The 24,236-nt window shown below is 58.5% G+C and carries 20 protein-coding genes and 1 tRNA gene; 11 read left to right on the plus strand and 10 right to left on the minus strand.

From position 1 onward, the window contains the following. Positions 1-17: 17 nt before the first annotated feature. Both C1725_RS01845 and C1725_RS01850 read left to right on the plus strand, forming a co-directional pair. On the plus strand, positions 18-821 hold the full coding sequence (locus C1725_RS01845; RefSeq protein WP_346026245.1) for a gluconate 5-dehydrogenase: 804 nt from the start codon (positions 18-20) through the stop codon (positions 819-821). Positions 822-946: 125 nt separating this feature from the next. Then, positions 947-1,486, plus strand: coding sequence for a DUF3877 family protein (locus C1725_RS01850; protein WP_102409989.1), 540 nt, complete (start codon positions 947-949; stop codon positions 1,484-1,486). Positions 1,487-1,534: 48 nt separating this feature from the next. Here the strand turns inward: C1725_RS01850 and C1725_RS01855 are convergent, their stop codons facing one another. Beyond that, entirely contained in the window at positions 1,535-2,125 is a 591-nt protein-coding gene (locus tag C1725_RS01855) for a CPBP family glutamic-type intramembrane protease (RefSeq protein WP_102409990.1), read from the minus strand. Between the two features lie 129 nt (positions 2,126-2,254). Next, positions 2,255-2,422: a hypothetical protein gene (locus C1725_RS18845; protein ID WP_346026246.1), complete on the minus strand. Its 168-nt coding sequence runs from the start codon at positions 2,420-2,422 to the stop codon at positions 2,255-2,257. Between the two features lie 166 nt (positions 2,423-2,588). Between C1725_RS18845 and C1725_RS01860 the strand changes: the two genes are divergently transcribed. From C1725_RS01860 to C1725_RS01870, 3 genes are all read left to right on the plus strand, one after another. Then, positions 2,589-5,207: a heavy metal translocating P-type ATPase gene (locus tag C1725_RS01860; protein WP_102409991.1), complete on the plus strand. Its 2,619-nt coding sequence runs from the start codon at positions 2,589-2,591 to the stop codon at positions 5,205-5,207. After that, the gene (locus C1725_RS01865; RefSeq protein ID WP_102409992.1) at positions 5,207-5,470 is read left to right on the plus strand and encodes a metal-sensing transcriptional repressor; all 264 of its coding nucleotides are present in this window, start codon (positions 5,207-5,209) and stop codon (positions 5,468-5,470) included. Before C1725_RS01860 ends, C1725_RS01865 begins: the two co-directional genes overlap by 1 nt. Before the next feature lie 187 nt (positions 5,471-5,657). Next, positions 5,658-6,722: a helix-turn-helix domain-containing protein gene (locus tag C1725_RS01870; protein ID WP_102409993.1), complete on the plus strand. Its 1,065-nt coding sequence runs from the start codon at positions 5,658-5,660 to the stop codon at positions 6,720-6,722. 155 nt (positions 6,723-6,877) lie between these two features. Here C1725_RS01870 and C1725_RS01875 read toward each other — a convergent pair whose 3' ends face one another. From C1725_RS01875 to C1725_RS01900, 6 genes are all read right to left on the minus strand, one after another. After that, entirely contained in the window at positions 6,878-7,564 is a 687-nt protein-coding gene (locus C1725_RS01875; RefSeq protein WP_102409994.1) for a zinc metallopeptidase, read from the minus strand. A gap of 53 nt (positions 7,565-7,617) precedes the next feature. After that, positions 7,618-9,609 carry an alpha-amylase family glycosyl hydrolase gene (locus C1725_RS01880; protein WP_102409995.1) on the minus strand — a complete coding sequence of 664 codons (1,992 nt, stop codon included), beginning with the start codon at positions 9,607-9,609 and terminating at the stop codon, positions 7,618-7,620. Between the two features lie 131 nt (positions 9,610-9,740). Next, on the minus strand, positions 9,741-10,724 hold the full coding sequence (locus C1725_RS01885; protein ID WP_102409996.1) for a CorA family divalent cation transporter: 984 nt from the start codon (positions 10,722-10,724) through the stop codon (positions 9,741-9,743). Further along, positions 10,721-11,701, minus strand: coding sequence for a hypothetical protein (locus C1725_RS01890; protein WP_102409997.1), 981 nt, complete (start codon positions 11,699-11,701; stop codon positions 10,721-10,723). Before C1725_RS01890 ends, C1725_RS01885 begins: the two co-directional genes overlap by 4 nt. Positions 11,702-11,804: 103 nt before the next feature. After that, positions 11,805-14,219, minus strand: a complete 2,415-nt coding sequence (leuS, locus tag C1725_RS01895) for a leucine--tRNA ligase (protein WP_102409998.1) — start codon at positions 14,217-14,219, stop codon at positions 11,805-11,807. Between the two features lie 341 nt (positions 14,220-14,560). Then, positions 14,561-15,160 (minus strand): flavin reductase, encoded by a 600-nt coding sequence (locus C1725_RS01900; protein ID WP_102409999.1) that lies wholly within the window; start codon positions 15,158-15,160, stop codon positions 14,561-14,563. 247 nt (positions 15,161-15,407) lie between these two features. On the opposite strand from C1725_RS01900, the gene C1725_RS01905 reads away from it, so the two are divergent. From C1725_RS01905 to C1725_RS01915, 3 genes are all read left to right on the plus strand, one after another. Continuing rightward, positions 15,408-15,483, plus strand: a tRNA-Thr gene (locus C1725_RS01905). Between the two features lie 900 nt (positions 15,484-16,383). Next, positions 16,384-17,268: an FRG domain-containing protein gene (locus tag C1725_RS01910; RefSeq protein ID WP_102410000.1), complete on the plus strand. Its 885-nt coding sequence runs from the start codon at positions 16,384-16,386 to the stop codon at positions 17,266-17,268. 227 nt (positions 17,269-17,495) lie between these two features. Further along, positions 17,496-18,911, plus strand: a complete 1,416-nt coding sequence (locus tag C1725_RS01915) for a hypothetical protein (RefSeq protein WP_102410001.1) — start codon at positions 17,496-17,498, stop codon at positions 18,909-18,911. Positions 18,912-19,029: 118 nt separating this feature from the next. Here the strand turns inward: C1725_RS01915 and C1725_RS01920 are convergent, their stop codons facing one another. Both C1725_RS01920 and C1725_RS01925 read right to left on the minus strand, forming a co-directional pair. After that, the gene (locus C1725_RS01920; RefSeq protein ID WP_102410002.1) at positions 19,030-19,875 is read right to left on the minus strand and encodes an IS3 family transposase; all 846 of its coding nucleotides are present in this window, start codon (positions 19,873-19,875) and stop codon (positions 19,030-19,032) included. A 2-nt stretch (positions 19,876-19,877) separates the two neighbouring features. After that, entirely contained in the window at positions 19,878-20,180 is a 303-nt protein-coding gene (locus C1725_RS01925; protein ID WP_102410003.1) for a hypothetical protein, read from the minus strand. 1,044 nt (positions 20,181-21,224) lie between these two features. On the opposite strand from C1725_RS01925, the gene C1725_RS01930 reads away from it, so the two are divergent. The 3 genes from C1725_RS01930 to C1725_RS01940 are packed head-to-tail and all read left to right on the plus strand — an operon-like array spanning position 21,225 to position 24,231. After that, a complete protein-coding gene (locus C1725_RS01930) occupies positions 21,225-22,493 on the plus strand; it encodes a YlbE family protein (protein ID WP_346026247.1) in 1,269 nt (422 codons plus the stop codon). Then, the gene (locus C1725_RS01935) at positions 22,490-24,049 is read left to right on the plus strand and encodes an AllF/FdrA family protein (protein WP_102410005.1); all 1,560 of its coding nucleotides are present in this window, start codon (positions 22,490-22,492) and stop codon (positions 24,047-24,049) included. Before C1725_RS01930 ends, C1725_RS01935 begins: the two co-directional genes overlap by 4 nt. Further along, entirely contained in the window at positions 24,046-24,231 is a 186-nt protein-coding gene (locus C1725_RS01940) for a fdrA domain protein (RefSeq protein WP_102410006.1), read from the plus strand. Before C1725_RS01935 ends, C1725_RS01940 begins: the two co-directional genes overlap by 4 nt. The last annotated feature ends 5 nt before the right edge of the window (positions 24,232-24,236 follow it).

A 24,236-nucleotide genomic window follows, 5' to 3' on the forward strand; every position in this document is an offset into this window, starting at 1 on the left:
ATAAGGAGATGTCACAAATGGACTTCATGAAGAAATTCTCTCTGGAGGGCAAGGTCGCGCTCATCACCGGCGCTTCCTACGGCATTGGCTTCGCCATCGCCAAGGCGTACGCAGCGGCGGGCGCGACGATCGTCTTCAACGACATCAAGCAGGAGCTCGTGGACAAGGGACTGGCCGCCTATCAGGCGGAGGGCATCGCGGCGCACGGCTACGTCTGCGACGTGACGGACGAGGACGCGGTGCAGGCGATGGTGGCGAAGATCGAGCAGGAGGTCGGCGTGATCGACATCCTCGTGAACAACGCGGGCATCATCAAGCGCATCCCGATGTGCGAGATGACGGCGGCGCAGTTCCGTCAGGTAATCGACGTGGACCTGAACGCCCCCTTCATCGTCTCCAAGGCCGTCATCCCCTCCATGATCAAGAAGGGCCACGGCAAGATCATCAATATCTGCTCCATGATGTCCGAGCTCGGCCGCGAGACCGTCTCCGCCTACGCGGCGGCCAAGGGCGGCCTCAAGATGTTGACCCGCAACATCTGCTCGGAGTACGGCGAGCACAACATCCAGTGCAACGGCATCGGGCCGGGCTACATCGAGACGCCGCAGACCGCGCCGCTGCGCGAGCGTCAGGCGGACGGCTCCCGCCATCCGTTCGACCAGTTCATCGTCTCCAAGACGCCGGCCGCGCGCTGGGGCACGACCGATGACCTGATGGGCCCGGCGGTGTTCCTCGCCTCCGACGCCTCCGACTTCGTGAACGGCCACGTACTCTACGTGGACGGCGGCATCCTCGCCTACATCGGCAAGCAGCCGCAGTAAGGCGGGAAAACGCGGGCCTCCGCGGAACCGAAAGGACGATTCGGTTCTGCGGGGGCCTTTCGTGCTATAATAGGGACCATCAAGCGGCGCCGGCGCGCATCGGCGCGAGGGGAGGACGAGAGCGTATGAACTTTGAAAACCTGATGAAAAATTTGTCCGACGTGATCGTGGAGGAGCAGCTCAAGCTCGGATACCGGCGCGAGACGGTGCGGCTGTACTATCCGCCCGCCTCTTTGCAAAGGCTGCTCGGCGTCGAGGGGGAGAGGGCGCACCTGGAGGAGGCGCTTCACGGCTTCTGCGCGGAGGCGCGCGGGACGTTGGGCGAGGTGACGGCTGTCATGGACGCGCAGGGCGGCCGGTACTGCCTCGCCGTGCCGCCGCAGGGCGTCCAGTATATCCACGAGAACATGGGAGAAGCGCCCTTCATCGCGGAGCTCATCCGCCTGATCGAACGCGCGGACTGTACCCTGGACGACGTGCTCTCGCTGTTTCAAAGCCGCTCGCAGCGCGTGCATGTGGAGCGGACGGCGGGCAGCGAGTTCGACGTCCTCGTTTACTTCGAGGACGGGGTGCCGGACAGCTTCCGTTACTGCTTCACGCAGGAAGGCGGCCATGTGCGCTACCACCGCTTCACGCCGGAGGACTACGAGGAGCTGATGGGCTGAATGGGCGCGGCGGGCGCCGTCAGCCCTCCCCGTTTTAGCCTGCGCGTTTCAGGAAAACGCCTGCAGCAGGTTGATGACGAGGTTGCCCAGCCCGTGCAGCGCGGCCCCCGGGAGGATTGAGCCTTTAAACGACCTTTCGGCTAGATAGCCCAGCAGGAAGCCGCCGGCCGCGGTGGTCGTAAAGATGACCGCGCCGGACACCGGGGTTATGTCGGAGGCCAGAAGCAGATGTAAGCCGCCGAAGATCACGGCCTGCAGGGGAATCCCCGCCTTATACCCAAACGCGCTGACCAGACGCTTGCTGATGAATCCTCTGAACAGGAATTCCTCCAAAAACCCTGTCTGCAAAAAGCTGACGATGACGATCGGGATTACGGCGGGCGCGCCAAGCCCCAGATACGCGCTGGCCGAGGGCTGCGTATACTGCGTGAAGACGGGCAGGTGGGTTCCTGCCCAGAGCGCGCAGTATGCTGTAAGGGCGATTGCGCTGGACCGCAGATCTGTCCTGGGGAAGATTAGCCCGAAGGATTTGGCGAACCCCGTTTTTTTCCGGCCTTTGATTCCCCACCAGAGGACCGGCACGAGCCCGAATACCACGCTCGCCAGCAGCGTGCTCCGAAGCGCATCCAGTATAAGCATTTTTGTCTCCGTCCATTCTTTCGCTTATCGTGTGCAGAGAAACATTCCATACTCCTTAGGAATGCGCAGCACGCCGTCCGCATCCATGCGCTTTTCAAAGCAGACGCGCAGCGCGTCCCGGTCAAGGCCTTACAGCCCGGCGATGGAGGTCATGGAAAACACGTAGTCACGTAGTCCGGCGGCGCGAGTCGCCGCCTCTTCCACGAACGCGGGCGAAAGGCCGGAGAGCACGAGGCGGATTCCGCCGTCCAGCAGATGCCAGTGTTCCCGCCACATCTCGGCCGTGCCGCACCCCACCCTTCTTCGTCTTTTCGTCCAGTATAACAAATGTCCTGCGTTTGTGCAAATCCGATTACGCACGCTCTGTTTCGGTTATCCTCTTTCTGTTGACAACGGGCCGCGGTGGATGTATACTGGTTCCATGATACCCCCTCCCCCTGGGGGTATATGAGGAGAAAAGATCATGAAAGAAAAATTCGATGTCAGCGGCATGACCTGCGCTTCCTGCCAGGCGCACGTGGAAAAGGCCGTGCGAAAGGTGCCGGGCGTGAAGGACGTGACGGTCAACCTGCTTTCAAACAACATGGTGGTCGAGTTCGAGGAAGGGCAGAGCTCCGCGCAGGAGGTCGTCCGCGCGGTGGAGGACGCAGGCTACGGCGCGTCCCCCGCGGGCGCGAAAGCGTCGCAAAGCGCCGCGCAGCCCTCGGAGCTGCCCGCCGAAAAGCAGATGCGCAGCATGCGTTTTCGGCTGATCGTGTCCTTCCTGATGCTGGTGCCGATGATGTACGTCTCCATGGGGCATATGGTCGGCCTGCCGCTGCCGCACATTCTGCATGGAACGGAAAATGCGATGTCGTTCGCGCTGGTTCAGTTCTTTCTGGCGCTGCCCGTGCTGTACGTGAACCGGGCTTACTTTGAAAACGGCTTCAAGGCGCTGCTTCACCGCACGCCGAACATGGATTCCCTGATCGCTATCGGCTCGGCGGCGTCCATGCTCTACGGTGTGATCGCGCTCTTCGAGATCGGCTACGGCCTGGGGCACGACGACGCGGAGCGCGTGATGCACTTTTCGATGGACCTGTACTTCGAGTCCGCGGCGATGATCCTCGCGCTCATCACCCTGGGCAAGTACCTGGAGACGCGCTCCAAGGGCAAGACCGGCGAGGCCATCAGGCGGCTGATGGACCTCGCGCCTAAGACGGCGACGGTCGAGCGGGACGGTCAGGAAATCACGCTTCCGCTGGAAGAGGTCGCGCTGGGAGACATCGTGCTGGTGCGCCCGGGCGGCAGCGTCCCTGTGGACGGGGTGATCGTCTCCGGCCAAACGAGCGTGGATCAATCGGCGCTCACGGGCGAGAGCATTCCGGTCGAGCGCGGCGAGGGCGACGCGGTCTCTGCCGCGACGATCAACAAGAGCGGTTTCATCAAGCTGCGCGCCACGCGCGTAGGCGACGACACCACGCTCTCGCAGATCATCCGCCTCGTAGAGGAGGCGGGCAACTCCAAGGCGCCCATTGCCAAGCTGGCCGACCGCATCAGCGGCGTGTTCGTGCCGATCGTCATCGCTATCGCCGTGCTCACCACGGTCGTATGGCTGCTGCTGGGCGAGGAGGCCTCGCGCGCCCTCTCCTACGGCATCGCCGTGCTGGTCATCTCCTGCCCGTGTGCGCTGGGCCTGGCGACGCCGGTGGCGATCATGGTCGGCACCGGTAAGGGCGCGGAGTACGGCATCCTCTTCAAGTCTGCGGAGGCGCTGGAGACGGCGCATGCGGTGAAGACCGTGGTGCTGGACAAGACCGGCACGATCACCGAGGGCCGGCCGCGCGTTACGGACGTGCGCACCGGACGGCTGGCGGACGAGAACCGCCTGCTGGCCATCGCGGCCTCTATGGAGCATGCCTCCGAGCATCCCCTGGCCGAGGCGGTCATGCAGTGCGCTTCCGAGCGCGGCGTGAAGCTGCTCGCCGTCGAGCGCTTTACCTCCATTCCCGGTCGGGGCATCGAGGCGGAGGTGGAAGGTGCGCCGTATCTGGCGGGCAACGCGGCGCTGATGCAGGAGCGCGGCGTCGCGATGGAGGGTATGCAGGAGGCGGGCGAGGCGCTGGCGCGCGAGGGCAAGACGCCGCTGTACTTCGCGCAGGGCGGCACACAGGCGCGGGCGCTGGGCGTCATCGCCGTAGCCGACGTCGTGAAGCCTACCAGCCGCGAGGCCATCGCTGCGCTCAAGCATCTGGGCATCAAAGTCGTCATGCTGACGGGCGACCACAAGGCGACGGCGGAGGCGATCCGCGCCCAGATGGGCATCGACGAGGCCGTGGCCGAGGTGCTGCCCCAGGATAAGGATCGAGAGGTGCGCCGCCTGCAGGAGGGCGGCCGCAAGGTCGCCATGGTCGGCGACGGCATCAACGACGCGCCCGCGCTGGCGCGCGCGGACGTGGGGATCGCCATCGGCGCGGGCACGGACGTCGCCATCGACTCCGCGGACGTGGTGTTGATGCGAAGCGACCTGGCCGACGCGGTCACCGCAATAGAACTCAGCCACAAGGTGCTTGGGAACATCAAGATGAACCTGTTCTGGGCGTTCTTCTACAACGCGATCGGCATTCCGCTGGCGGCGGGCGTGTTCTATCCGCTGCTGGGCTGGCGGCTGTCGCCGATGTTCGCCGCTGCGGCCATGAGCCTGAGCAGCGTCTGCGTCGTCACCAACGCGCTGCGCCTACGGTTTTTCAGGCCGCATTCGCGCGCGGAGGCCATAGATCAGTCCGGCAGGAGGATGACGCCGGCAGCGCCGGAAACGGCGGTCCCGCGGGCAGCGGGCGAGACGAAAGGACAAGAGGAGGACGATTCTGGTATGAAAAAGATCATGACGGTCGAGGGCATGAGCTGTAATCACTGCAAGATGAGCGTAGAAAAGGCGCTTTCCGCGGTGGAAGGCGTAAAGCACGCGGAAGTAGACCTGGAGAAGAAGACGGCGGCCATCGCGCTTGCGAAGGACGTTTCGGACGACGTGCTGCGAAAGGCGGTCTCCGACGCGGGGTTTGAGCCGGGCGCGATTACCGTGAAGAAGGGGCTGTTGTCCTGATGCAGGCGGATCACGATACGGTGGCGCGGCTGCTGCGCACTGCGCGCGGCCAGATCGACGGCGTGCTCAAGATGGTGGACGAGGACCGCTATTGCATCGACATCGCCAACCAGCTGCTCGCTGCGGAGGCTGTGCTGCGCAAGGCGCATACCGAGGTGCTGCGCGCGCACATGAAGGGCTGCGTGCGCGAGGCCGCGCAGAACGGCAACGTCGATGAGAAGATCGACGAGGTCATGGATATCCTGACGAAGCTGTCCAAATGATTTGAACAGCTTCGCTCTTGAAGCGCAGAGGGGCATTGCCGGATGGCGGTGCCCGTCTTTTCGTTCCGGCGGCTTGAACGCAGGTTAGATAAAACCGCCCCTTGGTTAACGACGCCTCCATTGCGCGGGGCATCTCGCGGGGGTATACTGTAGCTATCAGGGAGCGGGACGAAAGGAGCGTATTTCAATGGAAACAGGGCTTGGCGCGCAGATTGCGGCGCTTCGAAGGGCCAAAGGCCTCACGCAGGGACAGCTGGCGGAGGCCGTGGGCGTATCCCCGCCCGCCGTCAGCAAGTGGGAAACGGACAAGTCCTGCCCGGATATCGCGCTCCTCTGTCCGCTTGCGCGTGCACTGGGCACCGACGTGGACACGCTGCTGCAGTTCGAGGAGAAGCTATCGGAGGAACGCGCCTTGCAGCTCAGCAACGAGGTGTTGGAGCTTGCCAGGACGGGGGACAGCGCGCAGGCTGAAAGGCTGCTGGAGGAGCGATTGCACCAGTACCCATCGAACGCCACGCTGATGTATTACGCGGCCATCGCGTTTACGATGTTCGGGATGTTCGATCCCAAGGCCGACGAGGACGAGAAGCTCAGGTGGCGCAGGCGCAAGAAGGAGCTGCTCGAGGCGGTGCGACGGGATCGCGAAAGCGCGTATTGGCAGCAGGCGGCTTTGCAGCTCGCCACCCTCGCGACGCTGGACGGCGAGCTGGAAGAGGCGGAGGCGAGCCTGCGCACGCTGCCGGAACACGCGCTCGATACCACGATCGCCTGGGTGGAGCTCCACCTCAAGCGCGGCGAGACGGAAGAGGCGCTGAAGGCGGTGCAAAAGCGGCTGTACATCCTGATTCGCCAGGTAGAAAGCTGCCTGATGCTGCGCATGCGCGAGGAATTGGAGCCGGACGCCCAGCGTGCGCGCGCTATTGCAGAGATTTATCGCGGTGTGGAGACGCTCTTTGGTTGCAGCGGCGGGATGTACGAGGGCTTTTGCGCGGAGCTTTACAAGCGCGATGGATCTGTGCGCGAGGAGCGGGAAAGCATGACCCGCTTCATAGAGGCATACGCGGGCGAAGCGGCTTCGCCCAATCCGCTGCTGTTCGCGCCCGGCGTGCAGATTGCGCCGGGGCAGCCGGCCGCGACGCGCGAGATGCGCGAAATGCTGCTGAAGGGAATCGAGCAGGATGCGCAATGTACGACGTTTTTAGAGGACGACCGCTTTCGGGCGGCGGTTGAGAAGCTGCGCGCGAGCCTTTGACGCGGCGGCGCGTCTTCTCGCAGGCGCGCAAGACCCCCGGGCAAACGCTTGCCCGGGGGTCTTGCGGTCTACAAAGGATCGTCATGCAAGAGAGGGAATTCCCCTTTCTCTGCGATCGCATCGGCCGGCTTTGCCGGTCAGGCGGGACGTTCTCTTTAATCCCTTCTGCTCCGGCCGGAGAGGATGAACAGGCGCGCGAGCTGCAGGATTGCCGTCAGCGCGGAGGCGACGTAGGTGAGCGCTGCGGCGTTTAAGACCTTCTGCGCGCCGTCCGTCTCTTCCTGCGAGAGGTAGCCGTAGCCCGAAAGCGAGGCCACCGCGCGGCTGGAGGCGTTGAACTCCACCGGCAGGGTGATGAGCGAGAAGACCACGGCGAACGAGAAGCACACCAGGCCGACGGTTACCAGCGGCTCCCATGAGAAGAGGAGTCCGAGGATGAAAAGCGGAATGGCCGCGTTGGAGCCGATCGATGCGACCGGCGCGAACACGTTGCGAATCTCCAGCGGCATGTACCCCTGCGCGTGCTGCACGGCGTGTCCCGCTTCGTGCGCCGCTACGCCCAGCGCCGCGATGGAGGTGGAATCGTACACGCCGTCCGACAGACGGAGTATGCGAGCGCGCGGGTCGTAGTGGTCGGTCAGGTTGCCGCGCACGCGCTCGATGCGCACGTCGGTGATGCCGTTTTGGCGCATGATCGCGTCCGCGGCCTGCGCGGCGGTGAGCCCGGAGCGGGCGTAAACCTTGGAATAGCGGTTAAATGTGCTCGATACCTTCGACTGCGCGTACAGCGCCAGCAGCAGGGCGGGCAACACGATGATCATCGTCCAGTCGTAGAAGAACATGGATAAGACCTCCTTGCCAAGTCCGTGGCCAGGGCCACTTATGTGATCTTATCTTAACCGATGGCGCGCAGCGGCGCAACGCTTTCCCGATGAGTTGTCGTTTTAAGCGACTCAAACCCGCCGCGTCCGCGAAAGAACGTTTCGCCGCTTTGCGGCGGCACTGTCAGGTAGAGCGCCCCTTCCTGCTCGCGGATGTTGTCGCCGGAGGCGCCGACGAGCAGGTCACAGCCCGCGTCCTGCACGGGGATGCGCACGGTGATCGGCCGGGCGCTCCGGTTGATGAGGCAGACCGCGGCTTCCTCGCGTACGCTGCGGCCGAAGGCATCCCGCCCGCCATGGGCCGTGCGCAGCACGCCCAGCACGTCGGCGCAGGGGGCGAGCATGCGCATCTCGCCCGTGCGCAGCACGGGATGCGCGGCGCGCAGGCGGAGCATTTCCTTGAAGAAGGCGAGCTGCGACGCGTCCTCGCGTCCCCACGGATAGGCGGCCCGGCAGAGCGGATCGCCCGCGCCGGTCATGCCCGCCTCGTCGCCATAGTAGATGCAGGGCATGCCCGGCAGGCACGCAATCAGGCGGAGCATCATGCGCGTGCGGAGGATGCCGGTCTCCCGCTGCTCCGATGTGAGCTGGTGATCCGGCCGCTTTTCACGCGGCAGCGTCTCGACCGAGGGATCGCTCAGCACGTCGATGATGCGCGCGCGGTCGTGGCTGCCCAGAAGGTTCATGAGGGAATAGAAGAAGGGTTTGGGGTAGTTTTCGCGCAGGGACTCGACCACGCGCGATGCCTGCAGGGCGGTCTTCTCCCCGCGCAGAAAGGCGATGAGCGCTTCGCGCAGCGGGTAGTTCATCACCGAGTCCAGCGTATCGCCCAGCACGTAGGAGCGCATCTTGTCGTACGTCACCTTGTGGGAGGCGTCTTCCCAGACCTCGCCCAGCACCGCGTCGTCGCCGGACAGCTCCTTCACCCGCCTGCGCATCGTGCGCAGGAACTCCATCGGCAGCTCGTCCGCGACGTCGAGCCGCCAGCCGCTCGCGCCCGCGCGCAGCCAGTGGCGCACGACAGAGTCGTCGTCCTCCAGGATGAAGCTGCGGTAGGAAGGATCCATCTCGTTGACGTTCGGCAGGGTGTCGAAGCCCCACCAGCAGTCGTATGAATCCGGGAAGCGCTTGAAGCGAAACCAGCTCGCGTAGGGCGAGTGCTGGGACTGATAAGCGCCCACGCTGTCGTAGCGGCCGTAGCGGTTGAAGTACAGGCTGTCGTCGCCCACGTGGGAGAAGACGCCGTCCAGCATCACGCGCATGCCCTGCTTTTCCGCGTCCGCACACAGGCGGGAAAAATCCTCCTCCGTGCCGAACATAGGATCGATTTGCCGGTAATCGCCCGTGTCGTACTTGTGATTGGAGCGGGCCTTGAAGATCGGGTTGAGGTAGAGCACCGTGACGCCCAGATCGCGCAGGTAAGGCAGCTTTTGACGGATGCCCTCGAGATTTCCGCCGAAGAAGTCGCGCGCCACGTTGTCGCCGTTGTCTGCGATTTCGCATTCAGGCCGCTCGTACCAGTCCGTATGCGCGTGCACGTCGCTGCGCGCGCGAAGCAGGCTTCCGTCGGGCACACCGTTGTAAAAACGGTCCACCATGATCTGGTACATCACGCCCTCGCGCATCCATTCGGGCGTGTCGTAGGCGGGGTCGTATACCGTGATCTGATAGGAGTCCAGGTGGCCTTCCAGGCCGGCGCCGCCGAGATTGTCCGCGGCGTTGCCGTAGATCCGGGTTTCCTGTCCCTGCTGCACTTCAAAACGGTACCAGGTAATACAGGGATGGCCGCACAGCGCGACCTCGGTTTCGTAGAGGTACCCGCCGTCCTGCGCGCCGAGCATGCGAAGCGCCTCGCGCCTTTCGACGCCGTTCCACATGCGCAGGAAGACGAGATCCGGAGCCGCGTCGCCCTCGACACGCAGCCGCAGGCGCACGGTCTGCCCGCAGGGGACAGCGCCGAGCGGATGACGGTAAAAGGAATCTCGGCTGTCGTGATACAGGTACATGAAATAATTCCTCCGATCAAGTCCGGCAACGTCGCCGGGCCTGGATAATTCCACAGCGTTTCAAAATTCGCGGCGCAAAGTAGGATTCCCTGCCGCAATAGAAATGTATGTACGAAAAATTTGAGGGGTGTTTACCAGAATTTCTTCTTCTTGCAGATCAGCATGCAGAGTGCGACCACCACCACGCTCAATCCGATGACCATGGGATAGCCGTAGTCCCACTCGAACTCCGGCATTTTCAGGTTCATGCCAAACCAACCGGCGATCAGCGTCAGCGGCATGAAGACCACCGTCACCACGGTCAGAATCTGCATAACCCGGTTTTGCTTTAAGTCGATCTGCGCCTGATATTCTTCCCGCACCTGCATGGCGTATTCCCGCAGCGCCTGCGCTTCCTCGCGAAGGCGCATGCACCGCTCGCACAGCAGGCGCATGAGCATCAGCGCGTCCGCGTCCAGAAAACGCTCGCCGCTTTCGATGAGCTTCTGCCCCGCATCGATGAGCTGGGAATAGAACCGCTGCAGGGCGGTGAGGCGCTTACGCAGCGCCGGCATTTCGCGGTTGAACGCCTCGATTTGCCCGCAGAGCACGGCGTTTTCCAGCTTTTCGATCCGCGTGTCGAGCGCTTCGAGCGCAAGAAGATCCCCGTCGATTAACGAAAAGAGCACGCTGCACAGCAGTTCCCCGCTGTCCGGGGAGGCCCAATCCTGCCGGAGGGACAGCCTTTCCAGCATCCGCTCGATCTTCCCGGCATCGCAGCAGAAGAGGACGAACTCGCGGCGCAAAAAGTATGAAAAGCATAGAGGCTCGTGCTTGCCGGACTTGGACGGCATGCTGACGGCCCCGACGATGCCGCAGCGGCGCAGCTCAGCCTTGCAGAAATGGCCGTCACGGCTGCGCATAAGGAGCTCGCGGATTTCCTCTGTCGCGAGCGGGCAGCGGGCAAGCTCTTCAAACGTCAGCGATACGGCGAGCGGAGCCCGCGGGGATTGCGAATCCTGCGGGGATTGCGAATCCTGCGGGGATTGCGAATCCTGCGAGGATTGCGAATCCTGCGGGACGGCGGGCAGCGCGTTCAGAGGGCGCAGCGTGTTTTCGATGGCGTAAACGGTCATTCGTCGTCACCTCGATGGATGCTCCTGAAAAAACGGGGTGGAATGCGAACCTCTTGAAGCGGAAGCAGGCAGAAGGAGTGCACCGCAAAGAGGACGTTGCGCGTGTCGTACAGCGAGATGCAGCGCAGCGGCGGCTGTGCGGGCGAGCCGCCTGACGGCGGCAGCGCCCCGGACAGCACGTACAGCGTGCTGGAACCGGGCGTCCGCAGGCGGCAGAGGCTGCCGGCCTCCTGCCAGCGCAGCGTAAGCGTGCGGCCGGGGAAGCCCACGCGGACGCCCTCCGGCCCGAGCACGGGATTAGCCGACAGCGTGTTCAGCGCGCAGGAGAGCAGGTAAACGCCCGCCGCGGCGCAAAGGAGCGAGGCCGCGCAAAGCGCTACGAGCGTCGCCGTTGGGTAGACGCTCGTGCAGACGGAGTAGGCGATGCGCCCGCCGGTCAGCAGCGCGAGCAGGCCGCCGGGCAGCAGCAGCAGCGCGGGCATGTACAGGCGCGTCAGCAGCCGCCGGTGCGAACGGGGCAGCGGCGCGGCGCGTTCAAAACCGCTGTCCGGCGGAAAGGGGCAGAGCGATACGAGCGCCGCACGCAGGGAGGCGGAGGCGGGCACGACGAAGTGGCGCGGGCCGCAAAAGGGAGCGTCGTGCATCAGGCGTGCGAAGGAGGGCTCCCCCTTTGCCATGCCGTATAGGTACACGCGCCGGGCGTTGCATTGCACGTAGCCGACGGCGGCCATGTCGCGCCACAGGAGGCGGTGGCGGTGCAGGGGCGTACCGATGAATACGCCGCCCGCGTCCACGAGCAGGCAGCAGCGCATGAGCGCGAGCGCAAGCGCAAGCAGCATGAGGGTCGCGCAAAAGGCCGCGCGGGCCAGGGTGATGTTGCCCTGACCGTGCGCCAGATCGGAGATGCACGCCAGTGCCGCACAAAGGGCGATGACCGCGCGCTGCAAAAACGGATAGCGGGCATAGCGATGTCTCAAGGCGGTCCCTCCCTTCCTGGCTGCCGGGCGGCAGAATCGAAAAAACCGGCGCGCAGATCGCGCACCGGCTCAACTGGCTTGTTCTATTATACCAGCCCAAACGTTATCCGACAACCACATTCAGGAGGCGTCCGGGAACGTAGATGAGCTTTTTGATGGCCTTGCCCGCGATGAGGCGCTGGACCTCCTCGCGTTCCGGCAGCTCGCGTTCGGCTTGCTCCCGGGTCATGCCGGCAGGGACGGTGATGCGCCCGCGCACCTTGCCGCTGATCTGCACGGCGATTTCGACCGTCGCCTCCTGCAGCTTGTTTTCGTCCCACTTGGGCCAGGACTGGCGGTAGATCGGCTCGCCAAAACCACACTGCGCCCACATTTCCTCGGTGATGTGCGGGGCGACGGGGTTCAGCAGCAGCAGCAGCATCCGCAGGTCGCCGCGCGTGATCTGCCCGGCCGCGTAGAATTCGTTCACCAGCGTCATCATCTGCGCGATGGCGGTGTTGAACTTCATCTTTTCGTAGTCCTCGGAGACCTTCTTGATCGTCTGATGGACGAGCGTTTCCAGTTTTTTGGAGATGCCTTCGCCTTCGTTGAGCATATCCTGAAGCCGCCATACGCGGTCCAGGAAGCGACGGCAGCCGCGCGCTCCCTCGGTCGACCACGGAATCGCCTGATCAAACGCGCCCATGAACATCTCGTACAGGCGGAAGGCGTCTGCGCCGATCTCCGCGATGGTCTCGTCCGGATTGATGACGTTGCCGCGCGATTTGCTCATCTTTTCGCCGTTCGCGCCCAGGATCATGCCGTGGCTCGTGCGCTTCTGATAGGGCTCGGGCGTGGGGACGTAGCCTTCGTCGTAAAGAAACTTGTGCCAGAAGCGGCTGTAGAGCAGGTGCAGCGTGGTGTGCTCCATGCCGCCGTTGTACCAGTCCACCGGCAGCCAGTACTTCAGCTCTTCCATCGCGGCGAGCATGTCGTCGTTGTGCGGGTCGATGTAGCGCAGGAAATACCAGGACGAACCCGCCCACTGGGGCATGGTATCCGTCTCGCGCTTTGCGGGGCCGCCGCAGTGCGGACAGGTGGTGTTCACCCAGTCCGTCATCACGGAAAGGGGGGACTCGCCGCTGTCCGTGGGCTCGTAGTTGTCTACCTCCGGCAGCAGCACGGGCAGCTCCTTTTCGGGAACGGGTACCCAGCCGCACTTGTCGCAGTGAATCAGCGGAATCGGCTCGCCCCAGTAGCGCTGGCGGCTGAACACCCAGTCGCGCAGCTTGAAGTTGACCTTGCGCGTGCCGATGCCCTTTTCCTGCAGCCATTCGATGATCGTCTTCTTGGCCTCGGCCACGCGCAGCCCGTCGAGGAAGCCGGAGTTGACCAGCACGCCGTCGGACACGTCCGTGTAGGCTTCCTCCTGTACGTTGCCGCCCGCGACGACTTCGACGATGGGAAGTCCGAACTTCCTGGCGAATTCCCAGTCGCGCGTGTCGTGCGCGGGAACAGCCATGATCGCGCCGGTACCGTAGGTGACCAGTACGTAGTCGGAGATGAAGACGGGGATTTCGCTGCCCGTCACCGGGTTGATCGCCGTAAGCCCCTCGAGCTTGACGCCGGTCTTGTCCTTCGCCAGCTCCGTGCGCTCAAAGTCGGACTTCTTGGCCGCCTGTGCGCGGTAGGCGAGCACTTCCTCGTAGTTTTCGATGCGCGCCTTCATTTCATCGACGAGCGGGTGCTCGGGCGCGAGCACCATGTAGGTCGCGCCGAACAGGGTGTCAGGGCGCGTGGTGTACACACGGATCTTGCGGTCGCTTCCGGCGACGCCAAAGTCGACCTCCGCGCCCTCGCTGCGGCCGATCCAGTTGCGCTGCTGCACCTTGACCTTTTCGATGAAGTCCACGTCGTCCAGGCCGTCGAGCAGCTTTTGGGCGTAGTCGGTGATCTTCAGCATCCATTGGCTCTTGACCTTGCGGATGACCTCGCCGCCGCAGCGCTCGCACACGCCGCCCACGACTTCCTCGTTCGCCAGGCCGCATTTGCAGCTCGTGCACCAGTTGACGGGCATTTCGGCCTTGTAGGCCAGGCCCTTCTCGAAGAGCTTGAGGAAGATCCACTGCGTCCACTTGTAGTACTTGGGATCGGTCGTGTTCACCTCGCGCGTGTAGTCGAACGAAAAGCCGATCTTTTTGAGCTGCTCGCGGAAGTGATCGATGTTCTGCTTGGTGACGATGGCCGGGTGCACGTGATTCTTGATCGCGTAATTCTCGGTCGGCAGGCCGAAGGCGTCCCACCCGATGGGGTAGAGGACGTTGTAGCCCTCCATGCGCCGCTTGCGGCAGATGATGTCCAGCGCCGTGTTGGAGCGCGGGTGGCCGACGTGCAGGCCCGCGCCGGACGGGTAGGGAAATTCGATCAGGCCGTAAAACTTCGGCTTGTCGTGCGACGCCTCCGCCTCAAAGGCATGCGCGTCCTCCCAGTTTTTCTGCCATTTTCTTTCGATGGCAGATGGATTGTAAGGGGTGGTCATGAGGGTTCCTCCTTGATTCATTCGCAGATGTGATAACAAAAGACGTCCCGTCTCCAATCGTCAGAGACGGAACGTCTGTTCCGCGGTACCACTCGACTTGACGGCGCAAGGCCGCCCGCTCGACGCACGATAACGGGTGCTGCCGTCCAAATCTGGAACGCTCCGGGGCGAGAGAACCGCAATGCGCCTCCGTCTTGCACCAACCGACGGATCTCTAAGCGCGCCGATGCGAATGCATTCCCCATCCAAGCGTCTGCATATCGAATTTACTCCCCTAGTATAAGCAAAAGCGCGTGCAATGTCAAATGAAAAGCGAAATTTTTTGCCATGCGTCGCCGCCGTCAGGGAGTTTCACCGTGCGTCCGCAACGCCTTAGCTGCCTGCGCGGGTTCGCCCCACCTGCCCATCGCATGGCCATCATAGGCGAAATAGGTCTGGCAGGTCGTGCGCACGGGCGCGAAGGTGCGAAGCAGCGATTCCGCATTTTCAGCGTCTGCGCAGCGCGCGTCTGCGAGAACGTTGACGATGCGGCATATGAAGAGGTCGCTGCCGGGACTGAGCGGAATGGAGCGCTTGACTTCCAGCTCAAAACAGACGGGGCTTTCCTCCAGAACGGGGACGTCGAGCTTTGCGCCCGTACCGACGGCGACGGGAAGGTTCATCTTGTCGGGCTGCCGGCCGCTCGTGCTGCCCAGGTAGTCGGCCAGCGGCAGCAGCGGTTCGGTGATGAGGCATGCGGAGAACCGGCCCGTCGCCCGGATGCGATCCTTCGTGAGCTTTTCCTCGCCGATACAGCACATGACGCTCAGCCCATCGTCCCAGCAATAGCTCAGCCAGCAAAACAGGCCGAAGTTGGGCGTGCCGTCTTCCTTGTAGGTGCCGTAGGCGAAGAGCGTCTGCGGGCAGTAGTCGTTCGTAGCGGGAAGCGATACCTTCTTCATGACATTCGTCCACCTTTCCAATTTAGAGTGTAGTGGGAGGATGCGCCGCCGGTACGGCAACGCGCGGCGGAAGGGCTCCTTTCGGGCATATGACCCGCCCCGCAACCCCCTGTTTATCTCGCTGCATCTATAGTGCGGCAGGGGAAAGGCACTGTCAACGCCTTTTGATAAATTTTTATGGAAGGCCTAAAAAGACTTGCTTTTTGACGAAAAGTACGGTATAATCATTTCTGCTGTTACAGCATGCGCTGATGTAGCTCAGCTGGTAGAGCGCGTCCTTGGTAAGGACGAGGTCACCGGTTCAATTCCGGTCATCAGCTCCATATCGCCTCCCCTGCGAAATCGTTCGCAGGGGAGTTTTTTTATGTTTCAAGGGTTTGCGCGTTTACCGCAATTTTCCCCTTTCCGAACGGCGCGGGTTGCGCTTTTCAGCTGTTTTTGTTCGAGTTTTGCCTTTTCAGCTAATTTTTTTGCTGTGAGCGGCGGTGTGAGTTTATGTACGGATTGCATATTCAGCCTTTCCAGCTAACGATTGCAGTAAGTGGCCAGCAATCTTTGCATTATTCGCTCCATTCTGTATATCTTCGAGCCACTTACGCTCTCCTTGAACCCTCCGCCTGATTTCATCGAATACTGTTCATGCTCGTCGCTAGGACCGTAACCGCCGTCTTTACCGATAATTTTTGCGGCCCGCCCAGCGCTTGCTCAAACATCCGCGCATCAGCCGAATTGTCGTATACGTAGGTTGCCGTCAAATTCATATTTCTAAAATACGAAGCGCATGTCATCGCACCCAGCATCTGCGTTTTGTCATCCGGTGCGGCTTTTGCATATCTGGGATGGGGAGCTAACGGTGTCTGTGCGGGCCAGCCCCTTTCCCCATAGGCTCACGGAAAGTTTTCGGCGGTTTTTAAAGCAGTACCGCTGCATGTCCGCTTTCGCTGTAACCTTGCCCTTCGTACACTCGGCGTACTACATTTACCTGCTGTCCCTTTCATGCTTTGATAAAAGATGAGAATCCTTGGCGTGCGGTTGCATACGAGGCACACCTTTATCTTTCTTGCGTCTTCATCTCTGTTTTACGTGGGCACGAGAATCGCTAAGCTCGCGCATTATGGAAGCATCATGCTTGAAAATAATTCTTGTTATCCATGTATTGACAAGCATTTGCCTATATCTTATAATGGGATTGTGCAAATATTACATGAAAGAAGGGGACAAAATTGTCAAATCGGACGATTAGGTCAGATGAGCACAGACTCACTCAGGACGATATTAATCAGTGTCCGGATAGCGTCGTCGGAGCATTCCTATGCAAACTTTTTGCCCGTTTTCATCAGTGCAAAATAACCACGTCGTATCGTCAATTTTCTTACCGGGGACAAAGCTCGTCAGAGTTTGCTTTAACGCCCGGTATCTTTCGTAACGATTGCTTTTACGATGAAAAAGAAATGTTCAAAGACTTTCGTCTGATGGAACCGGATGAGTTTCCTGAGAGGCTCAGCATTTACGAAAATCTTATCAAGATGCAGCATTATGAATTGCCGACAAGGCTGTTGGATGTAACCTTTAACCCTTTGGTGGCTTTGTTTTTCGCCTGCCATTGCGGAGATAATGCGGATACCTGCGGCAAGGATGGGCGCTTTTTTATATTTGATAAAGCGCCGAAAAAACCTGATGCACAGGCGGTTAAGTATTTGGCGTCTCTGGTGTTTTGCCAAACAGGGTCGAAGGAAGAGCTCCTGGAGCACTGCGTTTATAACCGGTTTATTCGGGATAGCGAAGATTTCGATACCTTCAAAAAGCTTTTACAGATTCGCTACGAACTCGTTATGTCGCCCATGAACAACGAACGCATAAGGCGTCAAAATGGCGGGTTTATTCTGTTTGGCTTAAATGGAGAGGGCGATTTCGGGAAACGACCTTTTTCGCTTTCGCCGGAAAAGGATGGGGTCGATTATATCGATATTCCGTATGATATGAAAGCCCGTATTTTGAAGGAACTTGAAATCATCGGCGTTCATCATGCCTTTCTTTTTCCGGAGCTTCAATATCAGGCGAAATATATTAAGTCCGTGCATGCCAACTCCGCATGGCGGGAACCGTAACGCCGTCAAGAAATCGTATCGCGTAAAGCATGTTATTCATCCTTTGGAAAAAGGATTGATTCATCGGGTTCTCTCGCAAAGGGATAAAGCGGAATATAAAACTATTCGGTGATATATAGCCTGAGACGTAACAGGCTTTAGGTACAATCGTCATGCGCGAATTTATGACCGGGTTCACCGGGAGGTGTCCGGACGTGTTGCCAACAAAAGATAAAGGAGGGCTGCAAATGCCGAAATGGACGTACTATTTGACGGTATACAATCAACTGGATCGCCCGTTTAAGTTGCAAACAGAGAATATTGCGTGGGGACGTACGGAAGGAGAGGACGTGTGCCCGGAAAATTTTCCGCAAATCATCGAGCCGGAAAAGAGCGGAAAATACTTCGTATATGCCCCCGCAGGGACGTCCACTGGCATCGAGTTTTACCTGATTTTCAATGACGTTGCGCCGGCGGGGAAGAGTATGTACGGAACGGTGCAGGTGAACGTGGATATGCCTTATTGGAAGACCAAAAACACGAGCAGCTGCAAACGGGATGGAAACTTGAGAGTCAATGGATTTCAAGAGGTTCCGGACGGCGCGCATGATTTCTCCACGTCGGTGATCGTCTCCAGAAGCGTGAGTTCACAAGAAGAATCGGGAGAAAATACTTCAACGATAGATGCCTATCGCGATTGGGAGAGCATTGTAAAGCTGCCGATTGATACGGAAAATTCTATCCGCACCCTGTTGCCCAAGGATAACGTATACCAGCACGAGCTCATGGTTATGCGTTCTGAACCGGTTGTTATTCCCCCTGCGCAATGGGACGAAATTCACGATGCCGAGCTTCCCGATTCCTATGCAAAGGCATCGTCGGTCGATTCTTATTTTTGTGTATGCGTATATGTTCTAAGACGCGCAGGGATGCTATCGATTGCGGCGCAGCAATCCATTGAAAAGACCGAGACCATTGAGCACAGCTCGTCCATGCGCAGGAGCATCTCAGAGACGGAACGGCTGGATACAACGTTGGATGTCAGCGGTTTCAGCAAAGCAGGCAGCGTCATGGCTCATATCGGAGCGGCGTTCGAGTTGACCACGATGTCCGAATACGCGGAAGAAGACAGGCGCACCACCGTCGTAGACATTCGGTACGATCCCTGTGAGTACGACAGGGACGTCGTCTTCTGGGATGTGGCGAAGGTGCCGGTTCTCTATCGCGAAATGAAAAAGGAATTCAAGACGCCGTTGGTGCGCATGGCTGCACTGGATGATTACTATTTTGAAACTTATCAAAAGACCTATAATTATAAAGACGGAGTGAGCTTGACAATGCCGGATAACAAGTCCGTACAAAAAGTTGAATCCACGGAAAATACCGCCAATACCGCGAATAAGGTGCTTCGGCTTACTGGATGCATCACGTCTACCATCACTGCGCAAAACATCCAATATCGCGCCCAAGTCATGCAATATGCGCATTGCTACGTCTGCACGGGCGGTATACAGGTTACAGGGAGCATCCATCAAGGCGTGACGCTGCATCGGGTGGGGGCTGTTCAAGCGCATTGCACTGTTCACAATGTAAACAATGGCACTGAGATACGCGTCACCTGGACAAATGGAAACAATACCTGTAATGTTTATATCTCTGACTGACGTTGTAATCCGAATGGGGCCGTTGCACAAAGAGACCGTAACAAGAAAATGAAAAAAAGTGGACTGTATCCGGTTGAACGGACAGGAAAATAAAAGGATATTGTAGAATTACGCAACCTTACGCGGCGTTGCTCCTGATTTCATAGGGAGTAAGGCCGTATTTCAGGTTAATGCGTTCGAAGTTGTAGAAGTGGACATATTGTGCAACCAACTCCTCTACCTCTGCGCGAGTAGAATAATGGGCACGATAAAGGCATTCCGATTTAAGCGTTCCGAAGAAATTCTCCATAGCAGCATTGTCGTATGGACAACCGGGACTGGACATAGAGGGTTGAAAGTGATATTCTTTGCTTAGGTCGAAGTATGCTTCGGTGGTGTATTGAGACCCTTGGTCACTGTGGAGTGCGAGTCCATCAGTGACCTTCTCTGTTATCATAGCGTCTCGGATCGTCTGAGTAACCAGCGATGCGGCCATGTCGCCACCAATGCGATAGGCCAACACCATTCGACCACAAAGGTCAATCACCGCACACATATACAGCATTCCTTGTGGTGTGGGGATATAGGTGATATCTGTTGACCAGAAACGATTGGGTTGTTGCTGTTCAAAGGCACGCTGCAATAGGTTTGGGTATTTGTACACGTTTTGCTGATGTTGAGTATATCTTCTTTGCCGCCGAATCTGTGCAAGCAGATTGGTCTTGCGCATGACGCGCAGAAGTGCTTTAAGATTTACATTTTTTCTTTTCTTCCGCTGGATCCAGAGACGAACACGGCGGATGCCGTAGGTCTGGTTGCACTGCTGTTGACATTCCACAATCAGATCGACCAACCACTGATCTTTCGGCGTCTTTTCTTGCTTTTTACGCCAAGCATAATACCCACTTCGGGAAACTTCAAATACTTCACACATTGTGACGATAGGATAAATGTTGCGAAAACGTTCTATAACTCGATATTTCAACTTCACCTCCTTCCAACTTCTAACAGAAAATTTCGCAGCAGTTCCACCTGCATACGCAGTTTTACCAATTCATTATTCTGCTGGATTTCCCCGTTCTCCGGCATTTTACGCGGACGGCCTTTAGGGCGAGGTACATCGCCCTTTGCGATTAATCGTTCTCTACGGTTTTCTCGATTGACTAGTTGCTCAACCTGTTTCTTCGTTAGCCCAAGGCTGGCTCCGATTTCACGATTCGTTTCGCCTGTGATTTTCCGCTCGCGTATTGTTTCAATAAGGCCTTGTACCTTCGTGTATTTTTGCCTCATACAATAAACCTCCTGTCGTAGTTTGCTTCTTACATTCTACAACAGGAGGTCTCTTATTTCATTGTCCGTTTATCGGGATACAGTCCATTTTTTAATCTGCAACACCGCCATTTTTTTTATCTAACTAAAGCGAAAAAATGATATGTAGTATAATAGATTTGAAAGGCGGTATAACAAAAGGGCGGGCATATGGATCCTGCGAGGACTTCGCTGAGGAGTTGTAAGGATGGGGAAAAGACTGCAGGATGGAAAGGAACAAAATTTAATTTCAGGGAGCGGGTTAGCGTAGAAGTCGTAGTAACGAATTATTTTAAAATGTCTATCAGGGACATAAACAACTGTCTTCACTCAATACATCTTCAGATATTCAAGCCTCCCTGTCATTGCCACCCCGCGCATTGATTCTTGAGATGGCGCCTCCGTTACTTTTCATTGCAATAGGCATGGCAATAATTGCTTCATTATGTTGAGAAAATTCCTGTCCTTGACTTTATTAGGATCACAGTTACCGGGTTTCGCGTAGACGTAGAAGCCTTTGGAGTACTCATCATACATCTGAATATTAGTGTTTTAGAAAGAAGGAGCAAGCCTGGAACGGAAAAGTTTGAGCAAAGCAGTGAGAAGCGAATCATGAAAAAGTAAAAAGTTGAAATGAGAAAATCGCTGCCAAAGGAGAGGGTTGTCCATGACGCCTTCGGTTATCAATGTGTAAATTTGAGGATTCCGTTGGGAAGGATGTCCAAAGGCAGGGAGAGTGCAGTTCACTCAAAAAAATTGCATGATAGGGTCGCGCCTGGTGAAGGCGTGCATTTTTATGGGAAATTATAAAAGAGAAATGCAGAGGACAAAGGAAGCAACGCCTCTGTGCAAATTTTGCCTGCCGACAAAAATTGAATAAGACGTAGGAACGCCTTTTTGCGCGAAATGAATCGGAAAATGTGAGCTGGCAAAAAGGCAATATTTACGCCCTGGAAGAAGCCTTCTATACTAGATCTCAAGATGGCGTGGTTTAGAATATTCGACAAAAGAATGGAGGACGACATCATGACGGTGCTTGAGCAGAAAATAGAGCAAGCCAATGCACGTGTGCTGGAAATCATTTTGAAAGGGCGGCCTGTATGGACTGACATGGTCCCTGCCGGAGAAATCATTCCCGGCATGCGGGAAAATCTCATCCTTCATGCCGGCCCTAACTGCGAACCCGAAAATATCGTGGGCCCTATGCGCATTGGCATTTGTGGCCGCGCTGTGCACGAAGGATTAGCGAAAGAGATGGGCGAGGCTTGGAAGATGGTCGAAAAAGGGGAGATCTGTATAGCCTCTGCCCAGGACTATGGCTGCGCCTGCGGTGCTGCGATTTGTACGAGTTATCACACACCCGTACATGTAGTAAAGGATACGGTGAACGGAACCATGGGGTTTTGCGCGCCTCATCCGGGGGCTGCGCGCGACCGTCTGCGCTGGGGATTCTACGATGAACAGGTTGAAAAGGATATGTGTTGGCTCCGCGACATCTATGCGCCCGCCATCAGCGCTGCGCTGAGGATGCTTGGCGGTGTGGACGTGAAGGAAGTTCTGTCTAAAACAGCCGGTATGGGCGATGAAAATCACGTTCGTCAGCCTGGCTCCAGCATGGCGCAGGCGCTGCAGCTTATCGATGCCCTCGTCGATCTTGACGTGCCCGGGCGTGACGAAGTCATTCATTTTTTGACGATCAACGACCGCTTCTATTTGCATGTCGTGATGGCCGCAGTAGAGAGCGTGATGGTATCTGCCAAGCGGGTTCCCTATTCCACCGTGCTGGCAGGACTGGGCGGGAACGGATACGAGCTGGGCATTCAAATGTCCGGTACCGGCAACCGATGGTATACCGTGCCTGCTCCTCTGATTTTGGGACGTTTTCTTGATGCGAAGACGACACAAGATGATTTGCTGGGCTTTTTAGGCGACAGCTGTGTAACCGAAGTATATGGACTGGGTGGGTTTTCCGCCGTCGCAGGTCCCGCCTTTGTGCGACTCACGCATCCAACCGACTCTTTTGCTGAGGCTCGCCGCCGAACGGAAAGCGCTCGCGCGGTCTCTTTGGGTGAACACAATTTCGCGCCTATCCCGTGGGATGAGTATCGAGGCTTCCCAGCCGGCATCGACGTACGTAAAGTCGTCGCGTTGAATCAGGCACCGACCAGCCACGGCGGCTCCACCCTCAAGAAGGGAGGCCAGGGTGGTGCAGGCGCCGTGATCCTGCCTATGGAAATGTTCCGCAAGGCGCTGATGGCCTTTGCGCAGCAGGTAAGAGGGGAGATGAATACATGAGCCGGCTTTACGTCCACATCTATCCTAATGGCTACCGCGATTCTATTCAACTGTTGCTTGCGACCAGCGTGATGATGGAGCAGACGGGCATAACGAGCGCTAACTTCGCGATGGGAACGGAAGGGGGCAAGTGCATCTTCAAAGCACTGGGCATGGAAAGCAAAACCATCGACGATGCGAAGACCAGCGACCTGATTGCCGCCGCCTTCTGCGATAGTGAAGAGGTTTTTGAAGCCGCGCTAAGCCAAGCGTTTGCCGCCCTAACGCAGAAGCAGGCAAAGGGAGGAGGCGTCCATCAGGCCTATCGATCGCTGGAGACTGCCCGCAGGGAACATCCGGAAGCGCAGGTTTGTATGATCTCCATCCCTGGCGAGTACGCCAAGGCAGAGGCAATGCGAGCCTTGAACGCCGGTATGCACGTGATCCTGTTCAGCAGTCATATTTCGCCGCAGGATGAACGGGAGCTGAAGGAGACTGCGCGCGAAAAGGGCCTGCTTTGTATGGGCCCCGACTGCGGCGTCGTGAACCTCGACGGCGCAGCGTTTTTGCTGGCCAGCATCACGAACCGTGGACCATTCGGCCTTTGCGGCGCGACGGGCGTAGGCATTCAACATGTAGGAGCGCTGCTGCATGCGGCGGGAAGCGGCGTATCCCAAATTATCGGTACGGGCGGTGGCGACCTCAGACAACCGGTCGGTGGCATTTCGATGATGATGGGCATCGACGCGCTCGAGGCCGATCCGCAGACGAAATATATTCTTCTTGTCTCCCGGAAGCCGGGACAAGAGACGCTCCAAACCGTGCTGCAGCGCGTAGAGCAATGCAAAAAGCCGGTCGTAATCTATTTTATGGGATGCGACGCTGCGCCTATCGAGGCGGCGGGAGCGATATACGCGAACAACCTGGATGACGTCGCGGTGCAGGCGCTTCGGCTGATTGGAGAGGAACTCGCCTTGCAAACGGATGAGGAGATTACAGCGCTCGCAGAAAAGGCGGCCCAAGGCATGGCGCCGCAGCAGAAGTACGTGCGCGGGCTCTTTACCGGCGGAACTTACTGTGACGAGGCCATGCGCACGATGCGTGAACGAATCGGCCCCATTTACTCCAACTGTCCGCTTACGCCGGACATGATGCTGAAGGAATCGACGAAGAGCCGTGAAAATACCTGTGTGGACTACGGCGAGGACGAGTTTACGCTCGGCAAACCGCATCCCACAATGGAACCGAGCATTCGTTGCCCACATATCCTGCGCGAGGCGGAGGATCCGACGACCGCCGTGCTGTTGCTTGACTTCATTTTTGCCGCTGCCGCGCATCCAGACCCGGTAGGCGTGGTGCTGCAAAAAATCAAGGAGGCTATGGCGCTTGCACAATCGCGTGGGGGGAAACTCGCAGTCGTCGCCTCTGTATGCGGGACAGACGCGGATTTCCAAAACCTTGCGCAGGAAAAGCAGATGCTATCCGAGGCGGGCGTCTACGTTTGTGATACCAACTATCGTGCCGCTCTCCTGGCGGGCAAGATAGTTGAACTGCTCAGCGAGGAGGTAAAACGATGAATGTGGACAAGATCGTAGAACTTTTTGAGGCGGAAAGACTCGTCATAATCAACGTGGGCGTACAAGCATTCGGCACGGCGCTTGAAAGGCAGGGGGTAGAGGTCGTGCAGGTGGACTGGCATCCTCCGGCGGGCGGCGACAAGGAGATGGAAGACATCCTGGCTCTGCTGGGCGGCCTGTAGGACGA

It is taken from the genome of Beduinella massiliensis, assembly GCF_900199405.1.
Taxonomy (GTDB): Bacteria; Bacillota; Clostridia; order Christensenellales; family Aristaeellaceae; genus Beduinella; species Beduinella massiliensis.

Excerpts from the sequence above, each read along its gene's own strand:
- C1725_RS01930 (WP_346026247.1), top strand. The coding sequence starts at position 21,225 with ATGACGGTGCTTGAGCAGAAAATAGAGCAAGCCAATGCACGTGTGCTG.
- C1725_RS01880 (WP_102409995.1), bottom strand. The coding sequence starts at position 9,609 with ATGTACCTGTATCACGACAGCCGAGATTCCTTTTACCGTCATCCGCTC.
- leuS (WP_102409998.1), bottom strand. The coding sequence starts at position 14,219 with ATGACCACCCCTTACAATCCATCTGCCATCGAAAGAAAATGGCAGAAA.
- C1725_RS01885 (WP_102409996.1), bottom strand. The coding sequence starts at position 10,724 with ATGACCGTTTACGCCATCGAAAACACGCTGCGCCCTCTGAACGCGCTG.
- C1725_RS01940 (WP_102410006.1), top strand. The coding sequence starts at position 24,046 with ATGAATGTGGACAAGATCGTAGAACTTTTTGAGGCGGAAAGACTCGTC.
- C1725_RS01860 (WP_102409991.1), top strand. The coding sequence starts at position 2,589 with ATGAAAGAAAAATTCGATGTCAGCGGCATGACCTGCGCTTCCTGCCAG.
- C1725_RS01865 (WP_102409992.1), top strand. The coding sequence starts at position 5,207 with ATGCAGGCGGATCACGATACGGTGGCGCGGCTGCTGCGCACTGCGCGC.
- C1725_RS01875 (WP_102409994.1), bottom strand. The coding sequence starts at position 7,564 with ATGTTCTTCTACGACTGGACGATGATCATCGTGTTGCCCGCCCTGCTG.
- C1725_RS01900 (WP_102409999.1), bottom strand. The coding sequence starts at position 15,160 with ATGAAGAAGGTATCGCTTCCCGCTACGAACGACTACTGCCCGCAGACG.
- C1725_RS01845 (WP_346026245.1), top strand. The coding sequence starts at position 18 with ATGGACTTCATGAAGAAATTCTCTCTGGAGGGCAAGGTCGCGCTCATC.
- C1725_RS01925 (WP_102410003.1), bottom strand. The coding sequence starts at position 20,180 with ATGAGGCAAAAATACACGAAGGTACAAGGCCTTATTGAAACAATACGC.
- C1725_RS01850 (WP_102409989.1), top strand. The coding sequence starts at position 947 with ATGAACTTTGAAAACCTGATGAAAAATTTGTCCGACGTGATCGTGGAG.
- C1725_RS01870 (WP_102409993.1), top strand. The coding sequence starts at position 5,658 with ATGGAAACAGGGCTTGGCGCGCAGATTGCGGCGCTTCGAAGGGCCAAA.
- C1725_RS01935 (WP_102410005.1), top strand. The coding sequence starts at position 22,490 with ATGAGCCGGCTTTACGTCCACATCTATCCTAATGGCTACCGCGATTCT.
- C1725_RS01855 (WP_102409990.1), bottom strand. The coding sequence starts at position 2,125 with ATGCTTATACTGGATGCGCTTCGGAGCACGCTGCTGGCGAGCGTGGTA.
- C1725_RS01915 (WP_102410001.1), top strand. The coding sequence starts at position 17,496 with ATGCCGAAATGGACGTACTATTTGACGGTATACAATCAACTGGATCGC.